21 protein-coding genes are annotated in these 19,756 nt (G+C 76.0%); 8 read left to right on the forward strand and 13 right to left on the reverse strand.

The features are described from left to right. Positions 1 to 91 precede the first annotated feature (91 nt). A complete protein-coding gene (locus ACI79L_RS08495; protein ID WP_456936362.1) occupies positions 92 to 988 on the forward strand; it encodes a hypothetical protein in 897 nt (298 codons plus the stop codon). A gap of 40 nt (positions 989 to 1,028) precedes the next feature. Here the strand turns inward: ACI79L_RS08495 and ACI79L_RS08500 are convergent, their stop codons facing one another. Continuing rightward, complete coding sequence (locus tag ACI79L_RS08500) at positions 1,029 to 2,678, reverse strand: AMP-binding protein (RefSeq protein ID WP_456936363.1); 1,650 nt, start codon at positions 2,676 to 2,678, stop codon at positions 1,029 to 1,031. A gap of 7 nt (positions 2,679 to 2,685) precedes the next feature. Further along, positions 2,686 to 3,657 (reverse strand): cyclase family protein, encoded by a 972-nt coding sequence (locus ACI79L_RS08505; RefSeq protein WP_456936364.1) that lies wholly within the window; start codon positions 3,655 to 3,657, stop codon positions 2,686 to 2,688. A gap of 118 nt (positions 3,658 to 3,775) precedes the next feature. Between ACI79L_RS08505 and ACI79L_RS08510 the strand changes: the two genes are divergently transcribed. Continuing rightward, positions 3,776 to 5,047 (forward strand): hydroxyacid-oxoacid transhydrogenase, encoded by a 1,272-nt coding sequence (locus ACI79L_RS08510; RefSeq protein ID WP_456936365.1) that lies wholly within the window; start codon positions 3,776 to 3,778, stop codon positions 5,045 to 5,047. Between the two features lie 20 nt (positions 5,048 to 5,067). On the opposite strand, the gene ACI79L_RS08515 is transcribed toward ACI79L_RS08510, so the two are convergent. The 3 genes from ACI79L_RS08515 to ACI79L_RS08525 all read right to left on the reverse strand — a co-directional run bounded on the left by ACI79L_RS08515 (position 5,068) and on the right by ACI79L_RS08525 (position 6,466). Continuing rightward, the gene (locus ACI79L_RS08515; protein ID WP_456936366.1) at positions 5,068 to 5,484 is read right to left on the reverse strand and encodes a PaaI family thioesterase; all 417 of its coding nucleotides are present in this window, start codon (positions 5,482 to 5,484) and stop codon (positions 5,068 to 5,070) included. Beyond that, the gene (locus ACI79L_RS08520) at positions 5,481 to 6,053 is read right to left on the reverse strand and encodes a dienelactone hydrolase family protein (protein WP_456936367.1); all 573 of its coding nucleotides are present in this window, start codon (positions 6,051 to 6,053) and stop codon (positions 5,481 to 5,483) included. The genes ACI79L_RS08515 and ACI79L_RS08520 overlap by 4 nt, the downstream gene beginning before the upstream one ends. Positions 6,054 to 6,139: 86 nt before the next feature. Further along, a complete protein-coding gene (locus tag ACI79L_RS08525; protein WP_456936368.1) occupies positions 6,140 to 6,466 on the reverse strand; it encodes a WhiB family transcriptional regulator in 327 nt (108 codons plus the stop codon). A 262-nt stretch (positions 6,467 to 6,728) separates the two neighbouring features. Here ACI79L_RS08525 and ACI79L_RS08530 point away from each other — a divergent pair, with 262 nt between their 5' ends. Continuing rightward, complete coding sequence (locus tag ACI79L_RS08530; protein WP_456936369.1) at positions 6,729 to 7,070, forward strand: YciI family protein; 342 nt, start codon at positions 6,729 to 6,731, stop codon at positions 7,068 to 7,070. Positions 7,071 to 7,073: 3 nt separating this feature from the next. After that, positions 7,074 to 8,345, forward strand: coding sequence for an RNA polymerase sigma factor (locus tag ACI79L_RS08535; RefSeq protein ID WP_456936370.1), 1,272 nt, complete (start codon positions 7,074 to 7,076; stop codon positions 8,343 to 8,345). A 4-nt stretch (positions 8,346 to 8,349) separates the two neighbouring features. On the opposite strand, the gene ACI79L_RS08540 is transcribed toward ACI79L_RS08535, so the two are convergent. The 5 genes from ACI79L_RS08540 to ACI79L_RS08560 form a co-directional block, all read right to left on the reverse strand. Next, positions 8,350 to 9,612 carry a D-arabinono-1,4-lactone oxidase gene (locus ACI79L_RS08540; protein WP_456936371.1) on the reverse strand — a complete coding sequence of 421 codons (1,263 nt, stop codon included), beginning with the start codon at positions 9,610 to 9,612 and terminating at the stop codon, positions 8,350 to 8,352. A 23-nt stretch (positions 9,613 to 9,635) separates the two neighbouring features. Next, on the reverse strand, positions 9,636 to 10,976 hold the full coding sequence (locus tag ACI79L_RS08545) for a cytochrome P450 (protein ID WP_456936372.1): 1,341 nt from the start codon (positions 10,974 to 10,976) through the stop codon (positions 9,636 to 9,638). 101 nt (positions 10,977 to 11,077) lie between these two features. Continuing rightward, on the reverse strand, positions 11,078 to 11,545 hold the full coding sequence (locus tag ACI79L_RS08550; RefSeq protein WP_456936373.1) for a heme-degrading domain-containing protein: 468 nt from the start codon (positions 11,543 to 11,545) through the stop codon (positions 11,078 to 11,080). Continuing rightward, positions 11,542 to 11,820: a YciI-like protein gene (locus ACI79L_RS08555; protein WP_456936374.1), complete on the reverse strand. Its 279-nt coding sequence runs from the start codon at positions 11,818 to 11,820 to the stop codon at positions 11,542 to 11,544. Before ACI79L_RS08555 ends, ACI79L_RS08550 begins: the two co-directional genes overlap by 4 nt. Before the next feature lie 158 nt (positions 11,821 to 11,978). Further along, the gene (locus tag ACI79L_RS08560) at positions 11,979 to 12,182 is read right to left on the reverse strand and encodes a cold-shock protein (protein ID WP_012948522.1); all 204 of its coding nucleotides are present in this window, start codon (positions 12,180 to 12,182) and stop codon (positions 11,979 to 11,981) included. Positions 12,183 to 12,727: 545 nt separating this feature from the next. Between ACI79L_RS08560 and ACI79L_RS08565 the strand changes: the two genes are divergently transcribed. Then, a complete protein-coding gene (locus tag ACI79L_RS08565) occupies positions 12,728 to 13,552 on the forward strand; it encodes an alpha/beta hydrolase (protein ID WP_456936375.1) in 825 nt (274 codons plus the stop codon). Position 13,553: 1 nt separating this feature from the next. Here ACI79L_RS08565 and ACI79L_RS08570 read toward each other — a convergent pair whose 3' ends face one another. Both ACI79L_RS08570 and ACI79L_RS08575 read right to left on the reverse strand, forming a co-directional pair. After that, positions 13,554 to 13,757, reverse strand: a complete 204-nt coding sequence (locus ACI79L_RS08570; RefSeq protein WP_456936376.1) for a hypothetical protein — start codon at positions 13,755 to 13,757, stop codon at positions 13,554 to 13,556. A gap of 78 nt (positions 13,758 to 13,835) precedes the next feature. Then, complete coding sequence (locus tag ACI79L_RS08575; RefSeq protein WP_456936377.1) at positions 13,836 to 16,079, reverse strand: MFS transporter; 2,244 nt, start codon at positions 16,077 to 16,079, stop codon at positions 13,836 to 13,838. A 64-nt stretch (positions 16,080 to 16,143) separates the two neighbouring features. Between ACI79L_RS08575 and ACI79L_RS08580 the strand changes: the two genes are divergently transcribed. Beyond that, positions 16,144 to 16,755, forward strand: a complete 612-nt coding sequence (locus ACI79L_RS08580; protein ID WP_456936378.1) for a TetR/AcrR family transcriptional regulator — start codon at positions 16,144 to 16,146, stop codon at positions 16,753 to 16,755. A gap of 1 nt (position 16,756) precedes the next feature. Here the strand turns inward: ACI79L_RS08580 and ACI79L_RS08585 are convergent, their stop codons facing one another. After that, positions 16,757 to 18,085, reverse strand: a complete 1,329-nt coding sequence (locus ACI79L_RS08585; RefSeq protein ID WP_456936379.1) for a cytochrome P450 — start codon at positions 18,083 to 18,085, stop codon at positions 16,757 to 16,759. 205 nt (positions 18,086 to 18,290) lie between these two features. Here ACI79L_RS08585 and ACI79L_RS08590 point away from each other — a divergent pair, with 205 nt between their 5' ends. Together ACI79L_RS08590 and ACI79L_RS08595 are read left to right on the forward strand one after the other, a co-directional pair. After that, the gene (locus ACI79L_RS08590) at positions 18,291 to 18,680 is read left to right on the forward strand and encodes a DUF4326 domain-containing protein (RefSeq protein WP_456936380.1); all 390 of its coding nucleotides are present in this window, start codon (positions 18,291 to 18,293) and stop codon (positions 18,678 to 18,680) included. 37 nt (positions 18,681 to 18,717) lie between these two features. Beyond that, complete coding sequence (locus tag ACI79L_RS08595; protein ID WP_456936381.1) at positions 18,718 to 19,743, forward strand: aldo/keto reductase; 1,026 nt, start codon at positions 18,718 to 18,720, stop codon at positions 19,741 to 19,743. The last annotated feature ends 13 nt before the right edge of the window (positions 19,744 to 19,756 follow it).

Genomic DNA, 19,756 nt, shown 5'->3' on the forward strand with positions numbered 1-19,756 from the left:
CTTGTCCCGGCGGCGGCGACGCGTCAGCCTGGGACGCCGGTGCAGGCACGGTGCCGGCGTGCGCGCGAGCCCGATCGACAGGCGGCAGCGGATGGAACCCGTCGCACCGCGGACGACGGACCCCGCCGAGGAGGTCCGCCCCGGTACCCGCTGGCTGCTGACGGCCTTCCTGGGGCTCACCCTGCTGGCCGTCTCCGAGCTGCTCCTGCTCGCCGACGTCGCCGACCGCTTCTGGGCCTGGTCCATCCGCACCGAGGCCACCGCCGCGTTCCTCGGAGCCGCCTACACCGCCGGCGCGGTGCTGTCGGTGCTCTCCCTCCGGGAGGACCGGTGGAGCCGGATCCGGGTCCCGGTGCTCACGGTCACCCTGTTCACCGTCCTCACCTGCGCCGCGACGCTGATCCACACCCACCGGCTGCACCTGCTCACCGGCGGGCCGGTCGCCCGGGCGGCGGCCTGGATCTGGCTGGCCGTCTACCTCGTCGTCCCGGCGCTGTGCCTGGCGGTGGTCCTCGGGCAGGAGGTCCGCCGGGGCCGGCGCCCGCCCGTGCGGCTGCCGATGCCGGCCCGGCTGACCGGGCTGCTGCTCGTGGAGGGGGTGCTGCTGGCCGCGGCGGGCGGGGTCCTGTTCGCCGGCGGGCTCACCGTGCACCACCACGTGGAGACCGTCGCGTCGTTCTGGCCGTGGGAGATCACGCCGCTGAGCTCGCAGGTGATCGGCGCCTGGCTGCTCGCCCTCGGGTACGCCGCGGCGCTGTCGGTCCGGGAGCGGGACCTGGACCGGCTGGGCGTCGCGGCGGTCACCTACACCGTGTTCGGCGCGCTCGAGCTCGTGGTGGTGCTCTGGTACCGCCGGGACGTCGAGGCCGACGACCCGTGGCTGTGGGCCTGGGTGGCCCTGCTGGTCGCGGTCGTGGGCACCGGCGCGGCCGGGATCCGGGCCGCCCGTCCCACGTGGGCGCGCCGGCCGGGCGCGCCGGTGCGGTGACCGGGTCCCCGCCCCCGGGGGAGCGGGGACCCGGCCGGGATCACGTCCCCCGCAGCTCGCGGCGGAGGATCTTGCCGGTGACCGTCTTCGGCAGCTCGTCGAGCACGACCACGCTGCGCGGGTACTTGTAGGCGGCCATCCGCTCCCTGCAGTGCGCGATCAGCTCCTCCGGGGTGGTGCTGGCCCCCGGCCGGAGGCTGACGAACGCCTTGACCGTCTCCCCGCGCTTCTCGTCGGGCACCCCGACGACGGCGGACTCGCGGACGGCGGGGTGCTCGGCCAGGACGTCCTCGACCTCGCGCGGCCACACCTTGTAGCCCGACGCGTTGATCATGTCCTTCTTGCGGTCGACGATGAACACCCAGCCCTGCGGGTCCATGAACCCGACGTCGCCGCTCTTGAGAGCCCCGCCGGGCAGGTTGGCCGCGGTCTCCTCGGGCTTGCCCCAGTAGCCGGCGACCACCTGCGGGCCCTCGGCCACGATCTCGCCGACCTCGCCGAGCGGCAGGTCCTGCCCGTCGTCGCCCTGGATGCGGACGACGGTGTTCGGCGCCGGCACGCCGACCGACAGCGCGCCCGAGGTCGGGTCCACCGGCGACGGCGACCCGAACGGCGTCACCGTCATCGGCGACGTCGTCTCGGTGAGGCCGTAGGCGTTGTGCACCTGCTTGCCGGTGGCCTCGAAGAACCCGCGCTCGGCGGCCGGGGAGATCGCCGCCCCGCCGGAGTAGATCGACGTGAACGAGTCGAAGTGCTCCTTGGAGAACCCCGGGGCGTTGAGCAGCGCGCTGAACGCGGTGATCGCGCCGATGGTGAACGCCGGCCGGTGCTCGAGGAACGCGTCGAGCACCACCTGCGGCTCGAACCGGTAGGCCAGCACCAGCGGCGCGGGCACCAGCATGCTGACCGCCACGTGGCCGATCAGGCCGGTGATGTGGAACAGCGGCGCGATGCCGAAGATCGCGCCGTCCCGCCCGGCGTGCACCCAGTCCCGGTAGACCTGTGCGGTGAACACGACGTTGCGGTGGGTGTTCATCGCGCCCTTGGGCACGCCCGTCGTCCCCGACGTGTAGGTCAGGAACGCGACGTCGTCGGGGCCGAGCTCCACCGGCGGCGGGGTCTGCCCGCGGTACCGCTCGACGAACTCGAGCAGGTCGGTGGTGCCCTCGTGCCGCTGCCGGGTGACGCCGGCGAACAGCCGCTCGTCGTCGCGGGTCTGCAGGTCCAGCCCGCTGGTGGTGAGCACCAGGCGGACGTCGGTGCCCGGGACGACGTCGCGGGCGACCTCGTCGTAGAGGGTGTCCAGGCACAGCAGCGCCGTCGCGCCGGAGTCGGCTAGCAGGTAGGACAGCTCCCGCGCCCGGCTCATCGGGTTGATCGACACCATGACGCCGCCGGCCTTCCAGGTGGCGACCATGGCCATGACGAACTGCGGCACGTTCTGCAGGTAGACCGCCAGCCGGTCCCCCGGCCGGAAGCCCGACTCCAGCAGCCCGGCGGCCATCGCGTCGGTCACCGCGTCGAGGTCCCGGCGGACGACGGTGCCGTCGAAGTAGCGCAGCGCGTCGCCGTCGGGGTCGCGCTGCACGCCGGCGCGGAACATCGACAGGGCGTCGCCGAACTCGATGTCGTAGTCCGGCGGCTGGTCGCCGTAGAGGGCCAGCCAGGGGCGGTCGTCGTAGACGCTCACGAGGGCCTCACTTGAGGACGACGGGGTTGACCGGCGAGCCGCTGCCCTTGTGCACCTTGAGCGGCGCGGCGACGTAGAGGCCCTCGTACTGCCCGTCCTCGGCGGAGTCGGCGGCCAGCGCCTCGAGGTCGGCGATCTCGGTGAGGGTGACGCCGAGGTTGCGCATGAGCGCGTTGTGCAGCACCAGCGCGACGCCGTTGTTGGGGTCGGTGGTGACCTCGTTGGCGATCGTGTCGGTGACCAGGTTGGGGATCTCCATGTCCTGGAACCACTGCACCAGCTCCGGGCTGTAGACCAGGCCGGGCTCGTTGAAGCCGTCGTAGAAGGCGTCGCCCTGCTCGAAGAACAGCTGCAGGAAGTTGGTCCGGATGATCAGGATGTCCCGCTTCCGGATCTCCACGCCCTGCTCCTCCGCGCAGGCCAGCAGGTCCTCGTGGGTGAAGGTCTCGCCCTTGTCGAGCGTGGGCTTGCCGCGGAAGCGGGCCATGTCCAGCAGCACGCCGCGGCCGACGACGCCGCGCTGGGCGATCGGCTCGACGCTGGCCTTGTCCAGCCCGCCGACGGTGGTGCGGGCGTCGTAGCCGTTCCAGATCTTGCCGCCGTACCAGACGTGGCCGAGGCCGTCGTACTGCGTGGAGCCCTGCAGGAAGGCGTTGATTTTGTCGTCGGCGTAGTGCAGGCCGCCGGGGTACTGCGGCGCGTCGTCGGAGTCCCAGGTGGACTCGTCGAGGATCTGGGTGCGCTCGGCGGGGGAGCGGCCCGGCCACACCGGGTCGCCCTTCGGGTCGCCGATCAGCCGCTGCAGCGTGAAGACCTTGCCCTGCCGGACCAGCCCCACGGCGGCCAGCACCTGCTCGGGGCCGAGGTAGTTGAGGGCGCCGACCTCGTCGTCGTCGCCCCACTTGCCCCAGTTGGTGGGGGAGTCGGCGAGCAGGTCGTCGAGGGCGGGGACGGCGGTGGTCTCGGGTTCTGCGGTCACGGCTGACCTCCAGGGGGAAGGTTGGCGGGAGCACCCGACCCTGCCGCGCTGTGGTCCCCGCCACAAGGAGGGTGCAACGATCCGTGCAACCGGATCCGCCCGAGCCGAGGAGGCCGACATGACCGCCGAGTCCGTGTTCACCTACGGGGCGCCGCAGCTGAAGTTCGGCAGCGGGGCCTCGGAGGAGATCGGGTACGACCTCAGCCGCTTCGGCGTGCGGCGGGTCCTGGTGGTCACCGACGCCGGCGTGTCGGCCACCGGCCTGCCGCAGCGGGTCGCCGACCAGATGGGCCGCTTCGGCATCGAGGCGCGGGTCTACGACGGCGTGCACGTCGAGCCGACCGACGTCAGCCTGACCGAGGCGATCGAGGCGGCCCGCGCGTCGGGGCCGTGGGACGCGTTCGTCGCCGTCGGCGGCGGGTCGAGCATCGACACCGCCAAGGCGATCAACCTGCTCACCACCAACCCCGGCGAGCTGCTGGACTACGTCAACGTGCCGGTGGGGAAGGGGCAGGCGCCGACCGAGCAGCTCAAGCCGCTGGTCGCCGTCCCGACGACGACCGGCACCGGGTCGGAGAGCACGACGATCTGCGTGATGGACGTGCTGGCGCAGCGGGTGAAGACCGGCATCAGCCACGCGCGGCTGCGGCCCACCCTCGCCGTCATCGACCCCGACCTCACCGTCACCCAGCCGCCCGGGGTCACCGCCGCGGCCGGGATGGACATCCTGTGCCACGCGCTGGAGAGCTACACCGCGCGCTGGTACACGACCTACGACCGCAAGGCCCCCGAGCAGCGGGTGCCCTACTGCGGGTCCAACCCGATCTCGGACATGTGGTCGGAGAAGGCGCTGTCGCTGCTGGCGGGCTCCTTCCGGCGGGCGGTGCGGCACGGCGACGACACGCAGGCGCGGGGGGACATGGCGATGGCCGCCACCTTCGCCGGGATGGGCTTCGGCAACGCCGGGGTGCACGTCCCGCACGCCAACGCCTACCCGATCGCCGGGCAGGTGAAGGACTTCCACCCCAAGGACTACCCGGCCGGCGAGCCGATGGTGCCGCACGGCATGTCGGTGGCGCTGACCGCGCCGGAGGCCTTCCGGTTCACCTTCGAGGCCGCGCCCGAGCGGCACGTCCGGGCGGCGCGGCTGCTCGCCCCCAACGCCGGCGAGCCCGACGACGCGGCCGAGTTCCTGCCCACCGTCCTCACCGACCTGATGCGCGACATCGACATCCCCAACGGCATCGCCGCGGTCGGCTTCGACGAGGGCGACGTCGACGACCTGGTCGAGGGCACGATGAAGCAGCAGCGGCTGCTGGCCACCTGCCCGCGGGAGGTCACCGCCGAGGACGTCGCCGGCATCTTCCGCCGCTCGATGTCGCTGTGGTGACCCCGCTGGGGTGAGCCCCCTCAGCCCGCCGGGACGATCGTCTTGGTGACCTGCGCCGAGGCGACGAGGGCGCCGTCCACCGTCGCCTCGGCGCGCAGGAACGCCACCGCGCGGCCGCGGCGCAGCACCGAGCCTGTGACGTCGACCCGCGCGCCGGCGCGCACCGGCCGCAGCAGCGACGCGGTGAGGTCGTGGGTGACCGCGTGCTCGCCGTCGCCCAGGGAGGGCAGCAGCGACAGGAAGGCCGCGACGTCGAGGAAGGTGTAGACGACACCGCCGTGCAGCAGCGCCGCCTGGTTCTGCGCGGCGGCGCCGACGGGGAACCAGATGCCGGCGGTCGGGTCGGCGGGGTCGCGCAGCTGCATGCCCAGGTGCCGGTGCAGCGGGATGTCGAGGACCGCCTGCACCCGGGCGGCGGCCACCTCCGGCGAGCTCACGCGCGCGCCAGCAGGTCGAGCACCCGGCGGGTGAGCAGCGCGGCCGCCTCCGGGTCGTGGGAGGGCAGCGTGCGGTCGGCGAAGCAGTGCCGGTCGCCGGGGTAGAGGAACACCTCGGCGTCGCCGGCCTGCTCCGCGAGCGCCCGGGCCGCCGCGAGGTCGCCCTCGTCGACGAACAGCGGGTCGGCGTCCATGCCGTGCACCTGCACCGGGACGCCGGCCGGCCAGGAGCCGAACTCCTCCGCCGGGAGGCACGAGTAGAGGAGCACCGCGCCGCGGGCGCCGGGCCGGGTCTGCGCCGACTGCTGCGCCGGGAGCACGCCGAGCGACATGCCCGCGTAGACCAGGTCCGCGGGGAGGTCCGCCACGGCACGGGCGCCGCGGTCCACCACCTCGCCGAGGCCGACCTCCCGCGCGTGGGCGACCCCGTCCGCGACCGAGCCGAACGTGCGGCCCTCGAACAGGTCGGGGGTGTGCACCGTGTGCCCGGCCGCGCGCAGGTCGTCGGCGAACGCGGTGACGCCGGGCGTCAGCCCCAGCGCGTGGTGGAACAACACGACCTCGGCCACGGGCGGCTCCTTCGTGAGGCGGTGGTCCGGCGGTGGTCCGGCGTCGGACCGTAACCCGCGGGTCCGGCGCCGCCCCGCTCAGGCCGTCAGGCGCTGAGCGGCATGCTGCGGCGGGCCAGGCGCACCCGCCGGCGCTCGCGCTCGGACAGCCCGCCCCAGATGCCGAAGCGCTCGTCGTTGGCCAGCGCGTACTCCAGGCACTCGGTGCGGACGTCGCAGCCGGCGCACACGCGCTTGGCCTCACGGGTCGAGCCGCCCTTCTCCGGGAAGAAGGCCTCGGGGTCGGTCTCGGCGCACAGCGCGTCCAGCCGCCAGCCGGCGTCGCCGCCGGACAGGACGCTCCAGGCCGAGCCGGTGAGGGCATCGGGCTGCGCGGAGGACTCGGTGATCAGGCTGAGGCGGGAGGACGGCACGGGGAGCTCCTCGGGGTCTCGGAGGTGGCGTGACCCGTGCGTGACGGACGGGTACGCCCTGACTGCTGACAGTGACGTTACGGAGTCCCCGCCTCGTCGCGCACCGTCAGAACATTCGCGGAACCCGGCCGTCCGGTTGGCAGATCATGCCGGAGACGGCGCGGCGGGAAGTCCTTCCGCCGGGGCTGTCGATCTGGTGCGGTGCTGCGTGTCGTAGAGGTGGAGGGCCCGGCAGGCGGGCCCCCGGACCCCGGAGGACACCATGACGAAGTACCTGGTCCTGATCTACGAGGACGAGGCGCAGTACGCCACCGCGACCCCCGACGTCTACGGCGAGATCACGGCCGAGCACGACACCTTCTCCGCGGGCGTGGAGCGGCACGGCGCGAAGCTGCTCGGCGGCGAGGCGCTGGAGCCGACGACGACGGCGACCAGCGTGCGCGGCGGCGAGGTCACCGACGGCCCGTTCGCCGAGACCAAGGAGGCCCTCGGCGGCTACTACCTGATCGACGCCCCCGACCTCGACACGGCGCTGGCCGTCGCGCGGACGGTGCCGGCCCGCTTCGGCGGCGTCGAGGTCCGCCCGGTGATGACCTTCGACTGACCGGTGTCCTCCCCGACCGCCGGTCCCCTCGGCCCCGCCGTCGCGGCCGCGGTCGCCGACGCGCACCGTCGCGAGTGGGCCTTCGTGCTCGCCGCGACGGTGCGCGTCACCCGCGACCTCGACCTCGCCGAGGAGTGCGTCCAGGACGCCTTCGCCGCGGCGCTGACCGACTGGGCCGCGCACGGCGTCCCCGCCCGGCCCGGCGCCTGGCTGACCACGACGGCGCGGCGGCGGGCGCTCAACGTGCTGCGGCACCGCGGCGTCGAGCGCCGGCACCTGCCGCTGCTGGTCGAGGACGACCGTGTCGACGGCGGGATCGCGCCCGCCCTGGTCGACGAGGCGCACGGCTACCCCGACGACCGGCTGCGGCTGGTGGTCACCTGCTGCCACCCGGCGCTGGACCGCCCGGCGCAGGTGGCGCTCACCCTGCGCCTGGTGTGCGGGCTGAGCACCGCCGAGGTCGCGCGCGCCTTCCTCGTCCCGACGGCGACGATGGCCGCGCGGATCACCCGCGCCAAGAAGAAGATCGCCGTCGCCCGGATCCCGTACCGGGTGCCGCCGGCCGCGGAGCTGCCCGAGCGGGTCGACGCCGTCCTGTCGGTGGTGCACCTGCTGTTCACCACCGGCCACACCACGCCGGCCGGGGAGGACCTGGTGCGCCGGGACCTGGTGGAGCGCGCGGTCGGGCTGGCCCAGATGCTGCGCCGGCTGCTGCCGGGCGACCCGGCGGTGGCCGGGCTGCTCGCGCTGCTGCTGCTCACCGACGCCCGCCGCGAGACGCGCACCGGCGCCGACGGCCGGCTGCTGCTGCTCGAGGAGCAGGACCGCACGCGCTGGGACCGGGCCGCCATCGCCGAGGGCGTCGCGCTGGCCCGCGAGGCGCTGCGCGCCCGGCCGCCGTCGCGGTACGCGCTGCAGGCGGCGATCGCCGCGGTGCACGCCGAGTCGCCGTCGTGGGCCGACACCGACTGGGCGGAGATCGTCGCGCTCTACGGCGTCCTCACCGCGGTGTGGCCCTCGCCGGTGGTGGCGCTCAACCGCGCGGTCGCCGTCGGGTTCGCCTCCGGGCCCGCGGCGGGGCTGGCCGCCCTCGACGAGCTCGCCGCCGAGCCGCAGCTGGCCGGCTACGGCTACCTGCCCGCCGCCCGCGCGGACCTGCTGCGGCGGCTCGGCCGGGTCGCCGAGGCCCGCGAGGCGTACACCGAGGCGCTGCTGCTGACCGAGAACGCCGTCGAGCGGGAGTTCCTCGCCGGCCGGCTGCGCGCGCTGGGCTGAGCGGTCAGGCGAACGCGGCGACCGTCCGGTCCAGGTAGTCGTTGCGGAACGCGCCGCGCGGGTCGTACCGGCGCACCAGCGCCCGGAAGTCGGTCATCCGCGGGTAGAGCCCGGCCAGCTCCGCGGCCTCCGTGGTGAACAGCTTGCCCCAGTGCGGACGGGCGCCGAACGGCCGCAGCGCGGCCTCGATCGCCGGCAGCACCCCGGTGACCGCGGGCTGGTCGGGCACCCAGGTGAAGTGCAGCGCCATGACGTCGCCGCCGGACGCCGGGCTCAGCCACAGCTCGTCGCCGGCGACGGTGCGGATCTCGCTGACCTGCAGCAGCGGCGCGACCCGGTCGGCGAGCCCGCGCAGCGCCTCGACGGCGGCCCGGCCGTGCCGGCGGGGGACGAACCACTCGCTCTGCAGCTCGTCGCCCTTGCTCGGGGTGAACTCGGCGCGGAAGTGCGGCAGCCGCTCGTGCCACTCGCCGGGGACGCCGAGCTGCTGGGTGAGGTTCTCGACCGGGGTGTCCGGGAGCATGTGCGTCGGCTCGGTGGCCGCGCGGGCGCCGAAGAAGTCCTCGGGTGCGGCGGGGTCCTCCGGCCGGGACTTGACCCAGACCGAGGTGACCCGGTGCCAGTCGGTGAAGACGCTGACGCTGTAGGCGGCGTCGGCGACGGCGTCGAGGTCGGCGAACAGCCGGTCCCAGGTCATGTCCACGTACACGGTGTTGGCGACGTCGAAGGTCGGCTGGAACCGCAGCGCGACCCGGGTGACGACGCCGAGCGCCCCGAGGTGCACGACCGCGCCGGGCAGGTCGGCGTCGTCTTCGCCGAGGACGACGACCTCGCCGTCGGAGCGCACCAGCTCCAGCCCCGCGACCGACGTCGCGAGCGAGCCGTTGCGGTTGCCCGAGCCGTGGGTGCCGGTGGCGGTGGCGCCGGCGACGGTGATGTGCGGCAGCGACGCCAGGTTGTGCAGCGCCCGCCCGGACCCGGCCAGCTCGCGCACCAGCTCGCTGTAGCGCATCCCGGCCGGCACCCACAGCACGCCGCCGCCGTCGTCGTCGGCCCGGGCGACCTCGACCCCGGTCTGCAGGTCGTCGAGGACCACGAGGTCGGCGGTCGTGTCGGCGATGTCGTTGAAGCAGTGCCGCGAGCCCAGCGCCTTGACCCGCTCGCTGCCGGCGACGACCTCCTGCACCTCGGCCACGGTCCGCGGCCGGTGCACCCGCGCGGCGCGGTAGGTGAGGTTGCCGGCCCAGGTGCGCAGCGGGGTCTCCACCGGCGGCACGCTACGCGGCCCCCTCAGCGGGCGAGGTCGGCGGCCGGGGACCGCGCCGGGGCGAGGGAGACCGGCAGCGACTCCCAGCCGCGCAGGATGACCGTGCTCCGGCGGTGCCCGGCGCCGGCGGCGGCGAGGCCGGGGAACCGCTCGAACAGCGCCTGCAGCGCCACCTCGCCCTCCATCCGGGCCAGGGCGGCGCCCAGGCAGAAGTGGATGCCGCTGGAGAAGGCGACGTGGTCGCGGGCGTTGCGGCGGGTGACGTCGAAGACGTGCGGGTCGTCGAACACCCGCGGGTCGCGGTTGGCCGCGGCGAGGACGAGCAGCACCAGGTCGCCCTCGGCGATCGGCACGCCGTGCACCTCGGTGGCGCGCTTGGCCCGCCGGCCGGTCCGCTGCACCGGCGACTCCAGCCGCAGCACCTCGTCGACGGCGTTCGGCCACAGCGACGGGTCCTCGGCGAGCAGCCGGCGCTGGTCCGGGTGGGCGAACAGCAGCGCGGCGCCGTTGCTGACCAGGTTGACGGTCGTCTCGAAGCCGGCGCCGAACACCAGCGCGGCGGTGGCCATGAGCTCCTGCTCGGTGAGCGCGGCGCCGTCGTCGTCGGCCGCGGTGACCAGGTTCGACAGCAGGTCCTCGCCCGGCTCGCGGCGCAGCCGGCGCAGGTGGCCGCGGAACCAGGCGTCGAGCTCGCCGAGGTTGCGCTCGACCTCGCGGTGGGTGCGCCAGGACAGGCCCATGTCCAGGCTCGGCGTGGCGCCGTCGGCCCAGGCGAGGAACTGCTCGCGCATGGCCACCGGGACGCCGAGCATCTCCGAGATGACCGTGACCGGCAGCAGGCTGGCGTAGCGGGCGACGAGGTCGGCCCGCCCGCCGGTGGCCGCGGCCTCCCGCTCGAGGTCGTCGAGCAGGTCGTGCGCGATCTCGCCGGTGCGCTCGCGCAGCCGGGCGACCGCCCGGGCGGTGAAGGCGCGGCTGACCAGCCGGCGGTAGCGGGTGTGGTTGGGCGGGTCGACGGCGAGCATCGACGGCGGGTCGATCGGCCCGACGCTGGGCCGCGGGCCGGCCAGGCGCAGCGCCAGCCGCAGCACCGGCGGCAGGCCCTCGGTGCGGTTGCCGCCGATCTGGCCGAAGTCGTCGCTGCGCAGGACGTCGGTGCAGACGTCGTGGTGCACGCTGACGCGCGCGAACGCGCCGCCGGCGAACGGCGCGGGCGTGCGCAGCCGCTCGTAGTGGGCGTAGGGGTCCTCGCGCACCACCGGGTCGCGGAGGACCTCGGCGTCTGGGTTGCCCGCCCGGGCCCGCGCCCGGATCGCCAGCCGCATCGCGCCGTGTGTCGCGGCCCAGCGGACCGCACTGCGCACCGTCACGTCCTCAGCCCTCCGGGGTGCCGTCGCCGGCCTCGTCGCCGGCGTCGGTGCACATCCTGTGACACGGAGCCCACAGGTACCAGTACCGACCCGTATCAGCGGCCGAGGTGCGCCCGGATCGCCGCGACGACCATCCGGTGGTCCTCCAGCTGAGGCAGCCCGGACACCACGACGACACCGACCGGGCCGACGTCGCGCACGACCACCGGCACGGCGCCGCCGTGCGCGGCGTACCGCCGCGGGTCCAGCCCCGAGGACTCCTCGAAGGTGGTGCCGCGCTCGATCCACGACTGCCGGACGTACAGCGAGCTGTGCCCGAAGCGGTGCACGGTCCGGGCCTTGCGCGCGATCCAGTCCGCGTTGTCCGGGGTGGCGCCGGTCAGGGCGGCGGAGAACAGCCGGTGCCCGTTGCGCCGGATCTCGACCGCGACCGGCGCGTCGGCGCGGCGGGCGGTGGCCACGAGCGCCGAGCCGAGGTCCCAGGCGTCGTCGTTGGTGAAGGTCGTGAACCGCAGCTCGTCCTCCTCGGCGGCGAGCTCGGCGACGGTCGGGAAGCCGCTCACGACTGCTGCCCCCCGACGACGACGTTCCACGGCCGGACCGTCCAGCCGGTCACCAGGCCGTGGACGACGTACGGGTCGGACTCGGCGAAGCGCTCCACGACCTCGCGGTCGGCCGTCCAGACGAGCACCGCCCGGTCGAACGGGTCGGGCAGCGCGCCGGCCAGCAGCAGCTCACCCCGCTCGTGCGCCGCGCGGGCGAGCGCGAGGTGGTCCTCCCGCAGCGCCGCCCGCCGTTCCAGGTAGTCGTCGGCGAGGGAGTACTCGAGCAGGTACATGGCCGCCACTCTCACACGGGGGCGTGCCCGCCGGGCGCCCCGCGGTCCGGTTCCGGGCCCGGGGACGACGGGACCCCCGCGGCCTGAGGGCCGTGGGGGTCCGGTGGTGGTGCGGCGGGAGGACGCGGCGCGGTCGCGCCGCGTGCTCCCGGTGGTGCTCAGATCGCGCGGACGTTCTCCGCCTGGGGGCCCTTCTGGCCCTGGGTGACGTCGAACTCGACGCGCTGCGCCTCGTCCAGCGACCGGTAGCCGGAGCCGCTGATCGCCGAGAAGTGGCAGAAGACGTCGGGGCCGCCGCCGTCCTGCTCGATGAAGCCGAAGCCCTTCTCCGCGTTGAACCACTTCACGGTGCCCTGGGTCATGTCGTTCTCTCTTCCGTGCTGGGGTGTCGGCCCGGCAGGTGCCGGCGCCGGGTCGCCGCACCGACCGGCAGGACCGAGAGGAACGTCAGGCAGAGACGACTGCGGACGTCCGAGAACGAAGCAGAGGCACGACAGCGACCGGACGCCACTGTACCGGCTCCCGGCGGGGGGACGGCGGCCGTCCCGCCGTCGTCACCAGCGGAGCGGGTCGGTCAGCCGGGACTGCGCCGTGCGGCAGACCCGGCAGTTCCCCCAGGTGAGCAGGGACAGCGGGGTGGTGAGGGAGCCGCACTCGGGGCAGTCCACCGGTTCGCCGGACCGGGCACGGGCGTCGCGCATCTCACTCGCGCGTCGCTCGTGGACGGTCTCGTCGCCCCGGCAGGGGCATCCGAGGTGGGCTTCGGCGCAGCGTCCGCGGTGTGTGGGAACGGGTCCTCCTCCGGTCCGCCCCGACGCTACCGGTCGCGGGCCCTCCCCGGGTGCGTCCCGCGGCCGCCGCCCGGTCCGGGAGGGTGGTGGTGCGGGCCGTCCGCGACCATCGGGTCGTGCGCTCCGGACCGCGGGCGGCGCTGGTCGTCGTCGTCCTGTTGGCTGTGGTCGTGGGCCTGCTGTGGACGTTCCAGCGGCGCCTGGTCTACCTTCCCGACGACGGCCCCCTGCCGGCCGCGGCCGTCGCGGTCCCCGGCGCCCGGGACGTCGGGCTGACCACCGCCGACGGCCTGACCCTGGGCGCCTGGTTCGTCCCCGGCCCGGACGCCGGCGCGCCCGCCGTCCTGGTGGCGAACGGCAACGGTGGGCACCGGGGGCTGCGCGCGCCGCTGGCCCGGGCGCTGGCGGACGCCGGGCTGGCGGTGCTGCTGTTCGACTACCGCGGCTACGGCGGCAACCCGGGCAGCCCGAGCGAGGAGGGCCTGGCGCTCGACGTCCGGGCGGCGCGGACCTGGCTGCTCGAGGAGGCCGGCGTGCCCGCCGGCCGGCTCCTCTACTACGGCGAGAGCCTGGGGGCGGCGGTGGTGACCGAGCTGGCCGTCGAGCACCCGCCGGCCGGGCTGGTGCTGCGGTCGCCGTTCACCGACCTGGCCGCCGTCGGCGCCGAGCACTACCCGTTCCTGCCGGTGCGGCTGCTGCTGCGCGACCGCTACCCGGTGGCCGAGCGGGTCGCCCGGGTGCGGGTGCCGACGACGGTCGTCCTCGGCACCGCGGACACGATCGTGCCGCCGGCGCAGAGCCGGCGGGTGGCCGGCGCGGCCGCCGGTCTCCACCGGCTGGTGGAGGTCCCCGGTGCGGACCACAACGACCTCGTCCTGCTCGACGGCGCGGCGCTGGTCGGCGCCGTCGTGGAGCTGGCCACGCTGACCGCGGAGGAGTGAGTCAGCGCGGCTCGTCCGGCAGGACGCTGCCCACCAGCCGCCGCCCCACCCAGTGCAGGACCTCGTCCTCGGGCGCAGGGGTCCCGGGATCCGGGTCCCAGCCGTCCGCGGAGAGGTACGTCTCCCACAGGTGCACCTGGGCCTGCCAGTAGCGGGTCACCGCCCGCCGGACCCGGCCCGCCGTGCTCGGGGTCACGATGTCCATGCCCCAGGATCGGTCGCCGCGCCGTGCCGCGACAGGGGTGTCCCTGCCGGGGACCGCAGCGGTCCTGCCGGATCCGGCTCAGGGGCTCGCCGGCGCGGAGGTGGTCGTCTCCCCGGTGGTCGTGCCGCCGGAGGTCGTGGTGCCCGGGGTCGTGGTGCCCGGGGTCGTGGTGCCGCTGCTCGCCGAGGTCTCGGCCGGCGTCGTGGTCGGGGCGGGCGTCGTGGTCGGGGTCGTCGTCGGGGCCGGTGGCGTCGGGGTCTCCGCCGGTGCGGCGGTGGTCTCCGCCGCGGAGGTGGTGGTCCCGGCCGCCGGCGTCGTCGTGGCGGCGGACGTCGTGGCCTCCGCCGTCGTGGCCTCCGCCGTCGGGGTGGTCGTCTCCGCCGGTGCGGTGGTGGTCCCGGCCGCCGGGGTCGTCGTGGTGGCGGTCGGGGGCGTGGTGGGCGCCGAGGTCGTCGTCGGCGGGGTCGTCGGCGTCGTGGTGGGTGCGGCGGCCGTCGTCTCCGGAGCCTGCCCGGGGGTCTCGGTCAGGGCCGGGGGCACGACCACGGCCGGGGCGCGGGACTGCTGGGGCCGGGCGGTCTGCGGCGCCGCGGTGAGCGCCGCGGGGGCGGTGCCCGCCATGGGGGCGTCGGTGGCCTGCGAGAGCGTGTGGGTGAGCAGGACGACCCCGCCGAACACGCCCAGCACCACGCCGCCGGCCAGCAGCGCCTCCACGCCGCGGGGCAGGCGCCGGGTCGGCACCGCCACGGACACCCGCGCCACGCTCACGACCGGGCGGCGCGGCGGCGCGACCGGGCCCGGCTGCCCGGCACGGTGCAGGGCCGCGTGCCGGGAGGGCGCGAGCACGCCGCACAGCAGCGCGCCGCCGAGCAGCACCGCGGCGCCGATCAGCAGCGCGGTGGCGTAACCCGCGCCGAACGCGTCCCGGGCCCCGCCGGCCACCGCGGCGCCGTCGGGACCCGACCGGCCGGCCACCTCGACCGCCTGCGCCAGCCCCGCCCCGGCCCACTCGCGCGCCCGCGCGGGCAGGCCGGAGACCACGGGGACCAGTTCGTCCCGGTAGACGGCGAGCAGCACGCTGGCCGCCACCGCGCCGCCGAGGGCGCCGCCCACCTCGCGGGTCACGTCGTTGACCGCCGCGGCGAGCGTGCGCCGGTCCGCGGGCAGCCCCTCGATGATCAGCGCCGTGCCCGGGGTGAGGGCCAGGCCGAAGCCGACCCCGAACACGAACAGCGCCGCGGCGAAGTGCCACAGCGGCGCGTCGCCGTCGGCCTGGCGGGCGAGCAGGAACAGCCCGGCGCCCATCTGGGCCAGCCCCCACGCCGCGACGGTGCGGGCGCCGAGCCGGCGCAGCAGCACGGGCGCGAGCTGCGCGGTCGGACCGATGCCCAGCGCCATCGGCGCCAGCCAGAACGCGGCCTGCAGGGGCGAGAGGCCGTGCACGTACTGCAGCCACTGCGGCGCGAGGAAGAACAGCCCGAAGGCGGCGAAGAACTGCAGGAAGACGGAGATGCTGCCGGCGGACAGGCCGCGGTGGCGGAACAGCCGGACGTCGAGCATGGGGTGCCGGCTGCGCAGCTCGTGCACGGTGAACAGGAGCAGGCACAGCCCGCCGGCGGAGAGGGCGGTGAGCGTCGTCCGGTCGGTCCACCCGCGCTCGGGACCCTCGATGACGCCCCAGACGACGCCGCCCAGGCCGGCGAGGGCGAGCAGCCCGCCGAGCGGGTCCAGCGGCAGGTCCGGGTTCCGCGACGCCGGGACGACGACCAGGCACAGCAGCAGCACCAGCCCCGACAGCGCGCCGAAGGCCACCTGCACGCTGCCCCACCAGGCGAACTCGAGCAGCACGCCGGCGAGCACCAGCCCCAGCAGCGCGCCCGCGCCCGAGACCGCGGCCCACACGCCGATCGCTGCGGCGCGGCGCTCGGCGGGGTAGGCGTCGACGAGCACGGACAGCGTGGCCGGCATGACCGCCGCCGCCCCGACGCCGGCCAGGCCGCGCAGCACGATCAGCTGGACCGGGTCGGTGACCAGGCCGGACGCCGCGCTGCAGGCGGCGAACACCGCGAGCCCGAGCAGCAGCGCGCCGCGCCGGCCGAAGCGGTCGGCGGCGATGCCCAGTGGCAGCAGCAGCGCGGCGAACGTCAGCGCGTAGACGTTGACCGCCCAGGTCAGCTCGGTCTGGGTGGCGCCGGTGGCGCGGGCGAGCTCCGGCAGGGCCAGGGCCAGCGACGAGCCGGCGCCGATGACCAGGGCCAGGGCCGCGCACATGACGGCGAGCAGCGCGCCGAGCCCGCCCCGGACTCCTCGAGCGTCGGGCATGCTGTGGCTCCAGACGATCGCCTGATACGCCCGTCTCAGGGCGGTGACCCAGGATGGAGGGGCCGTGACCGGGACCGCAACCCCCGCGCGGTTGCTGGACGCGGCCGAGGAGCTGCTCGCGACCGCCGGTGCGGCGGGCACCTCGGTGCGTGACGTGCTGCGGCGGGCCGGCGTCGCCAACGCCGCCGCGGTCGGCTACTACTTCGGCGGCAAGGACGGGCTGGTCGCCGCGGTGGAGCGCCGGGTGGTGGACGGCGTGGTCGCCGACCGGGAGCGGGTGCTGGCGGGCCTGGGCGGGGACCCGGGTGTGGAGGCGCTCGTCGACGGCTGGGTGCGGCCGATCGTGGCCCTGCGCTGCGCGGGGCGGGGCCGCTACGCCGCGCGGGTGTTCACCCGGATCTTCGACCAGCCCCCGGACCGCTGGGAGGCCAACGGCGCGGCGGCGGTGCGGGCGACGGCCGGGCGGTACTGCGCCGCCCTGGCGCCGCTGCTCCCGCTCCTGGACGCGCGCGAGCTCGCCTGGCGCTGGCAGTGCGTCACCGCGACGACGGACTTCTACGCGATCGGCGCCCTCGACTTCGGCGAGCCGGCCCCCGGCCCGGACGACGTCGACGCGCACGTGCGCCGCCTCGTCGTCCCGGGCGCCGCGCTGCTGCGGGCCGACCCGGCCGGCTGAGTCAGAACGTCACCGGCAGCGCGTCCACGCCGTACACGAACGACAGCCGGCGGAAGGCGAGCCGCTCGGGCGGGACGGCGAGGGCGAGGTCCGGGAACCGCCGGAGCAGCGCGGGCAGCACGATCCGCAGCTCCAGCCGGGCCAGCTCGGCGCCGACGCAGCGGTGGATGCCGTGGCCGAAGGCCAGGTGCCCGCCGCGGGTCGGCCGCCCGGGGGCGAGCGCGCCGGGGTGCGCGCCGGCCCAGGTCGGGTCGCGGTCGGCGGCGCTCAGCGAGACCAGGACGGCGTCGCCGGCCCGCAGCCGGTGCCCGGCGACCTCGGTGTCCTGCCGGGCGAAGCGGGGGAAGGCCACCTGCACCACCGAGAGCAGCCGCAGCAGCTCGTCCACCACCGCCTCGACGTCCCGGCGCGAGCCCTCGCGCACCAGCGCCGCGGCGACCGGGTCGCGCAGCAGGACCAGCGTGCCGAGCGAGATCGTCGAGGCCGTCGTCTCGAACCCGCCGGTGACGATCCCGTCCGCCAGGCCGGCCAGGTCGGCGTCGGAGACGGCGTCGCCGTGCTCGCGGACGATCCGCCCGAGCAGCCCGTCGCCGGGGTCCCGGCGCTGCCGCGCGACCGCGTCGAACAGCAACCGGCGCTGCGCGGACACCGCGCCGAACGCGCCGGCGGTGCCGCGGGCGGCGTCGAAGCGACGGGTGGCCAGCCGGGTGACCAGCTGCTCGTCGGGACGGTCGAGGCCGAGGAGGTCGCAGATCGTCCGCATCGGGACCGGGCCGGAGACGTGCCGGGCGAGGTCGGCCGGCGGTCCGGCCGCGGCGAGCTCGTCGAGCTGCCGGGCCACGGTCGCCTCGATCGCCGGCTCGAGACGCTGCAGGCGGGCCCGGGTGAACGCGGGGGCGACCAGGCCGCGCAGCCGGGTGTGGTCGGGCGGGTCGGTGAACCCCAGGCCGCCGACGTCGTCGGCCGTGGCCGGGCCGGTGCCGCTGAACAGGTGGCGGACGTCGGTGCTGAAGCCGTCGCGGTCGGCGAGCACCGCGCGGGCCTCCGCGGCGCCGGTCACGAGGAGCACGGAGAGGTCGAACGGCAGGTCCAGCCGCCGCACCGGCCCGCCGTCGCGGAGCTCGGGCACCGGGTCGACGTCGACCCGCCGGAGCGGGACCGTCGCGGCGGCCGGGAGGAACGTCAGGCGGGAGAGGTCCAGCCCGCGGCGGCGGACGCGGCGCAGCGCCAGGCGGCCGAGCCGGCTCCGGACGCGCGCCGCCGGGCCGCGGCGGGGAGGGGGCGGAGCGGCGGGCTGGGGGAGGTCGAGGGTGCACTCGGGAGCGGACACGGCGCCTCGTCGTCGGGCCACGGGGGTGGAGCCCGGCGGGACGTGACCTCGGCCCCGCCGGGCAGCTCGAGCCTCGCGACGGCGCCGTGCGCGGACCATCGGGTGACGCCCCCGAAAGCGCTGGTCGCACTGGGGGTGTCCCCGGACGGGGGAGCCCCGGGAGCCGTGGCGCGGTCCTGTCACACCCGCGCGGCAGCATCGGCCCATGACCGGTCCGGTGCGTGTGCAGCTCTCCCGGGCGCGCGGCTGGCGGAAGCCGCCGAACACCGTCGTCGTCGCCCGCCCCTCGCGCTGGGGCAACCCGTTCCGGGTGGGGGAGACCTACCTGTGGCTGCCCGGTGACGACGAGAGCGCGTGGCCGCTGCCGACCGCGCGGGAGCCGGGGGTGCAGGAGGACGGCAGCCGCGTCGTCCGCTGCGCCGACCGCGCCACCGCGATCGAGTGGTTCCGCCGCTGGGCCGCCTCCGGCGACCTCGCCGCCCAGGCCCGCCGGCAGCTGCGCGGGCGCAACCTCGCCTGCTGGTGCCCGGCCGGCGAGCCCTGCCATGCGGACGTGCTGCTGGAGCTGGCCAACCGGGTGCCGGCCCTGCGCTGACCTCGCGCGGCCCCGCGTCCTGTGGCTTGCTGGGCGCATGGACCTGCGCACCCTCGGCCGCAGCGGCTGTGCCGTCTCCTCCCTCGCGCTCGGCACGATGACCTTCGGCGCGGAGACCGACGAGGCGGGGGCGCACGAGCAGCTCGACGTGTTCGTCGAGGCGGGCGGCACGCTCGTCGACACCGCCGACGTCTACTCCGCCGGCGCGTCCGAGGAGATCGTGGGGCGCTGGCTGGCCTCGCGCCCGGCCGACGTCCGCGACCGCGTCGTCCTCGCCACCAAGGGCCGCTTCCCGATGGGCGAGGACGCCAATGCGCTCGGCACCTCGCGCCGGCACCTGCGCCGGGCGCTGCACGACTCGCTGCGCCGGCTCGGCGTCGACTCCGTCGACCTGTACCAGCTGCACGCCTGGGACCCGCTCACGCCGCTGGAGGAGACGCTGCGCTTCCTCGACGACGCCGTGTCCGCGGGCGAGATCGGCTACCCGGGGCTGTCCAACTTCACCGGCTGGCAGGTGCAGCGGGCCGTGGACGTCGCCGAGCGGGCGCACCTCGCCGTCCCGGTGACCCTGCAGCCGTCGTACAGCCTGCTGGTGCGGGACGTCGAGGCCGAGATCGTGCCCGCCTGCCTGGCCAACGGCCTGGGGCTGCTGCCCTGGGGCCCGCTGGGCGGCGGGTGGCTGTCGGGCAAGTACACCCGCGACCAGCGGCCCGCGGGGGCGACGCGGCTCGGCGAGGACCCGGCGCGCGGGATGGAGGCCTACGACCGGGTCGCCACGCGCGAGCGGACGTGGGACGTGCTGTCCGCGGTGCAGGACGTCGCCGAGGCCCGTGGCGTGGCGATGCCGCAGGTCGCGCTGGCCTGGCTGCTGGCCCGGCCGGGCGTCAGCTCGGTGATCCTCGGTGCCCGCACCACCGAGCAGCTGCGCGGCAACCTGGGCGCCGCCGGCCTCGTCCTCACCGAGGAGGAGACCGCGCGGCTCGACGCCGTCAGCGACCCGGGCTGGGCCGACTACCCCTACGGCGAGATCGGCGCGGAGCAGCGCAGCCGCTCGCTGAGCTGACACGGGCGCGCGT

It is taken from the genome of Geodermatophilus sp. SYSU D00684 (genome assembly GCF_054050455.1).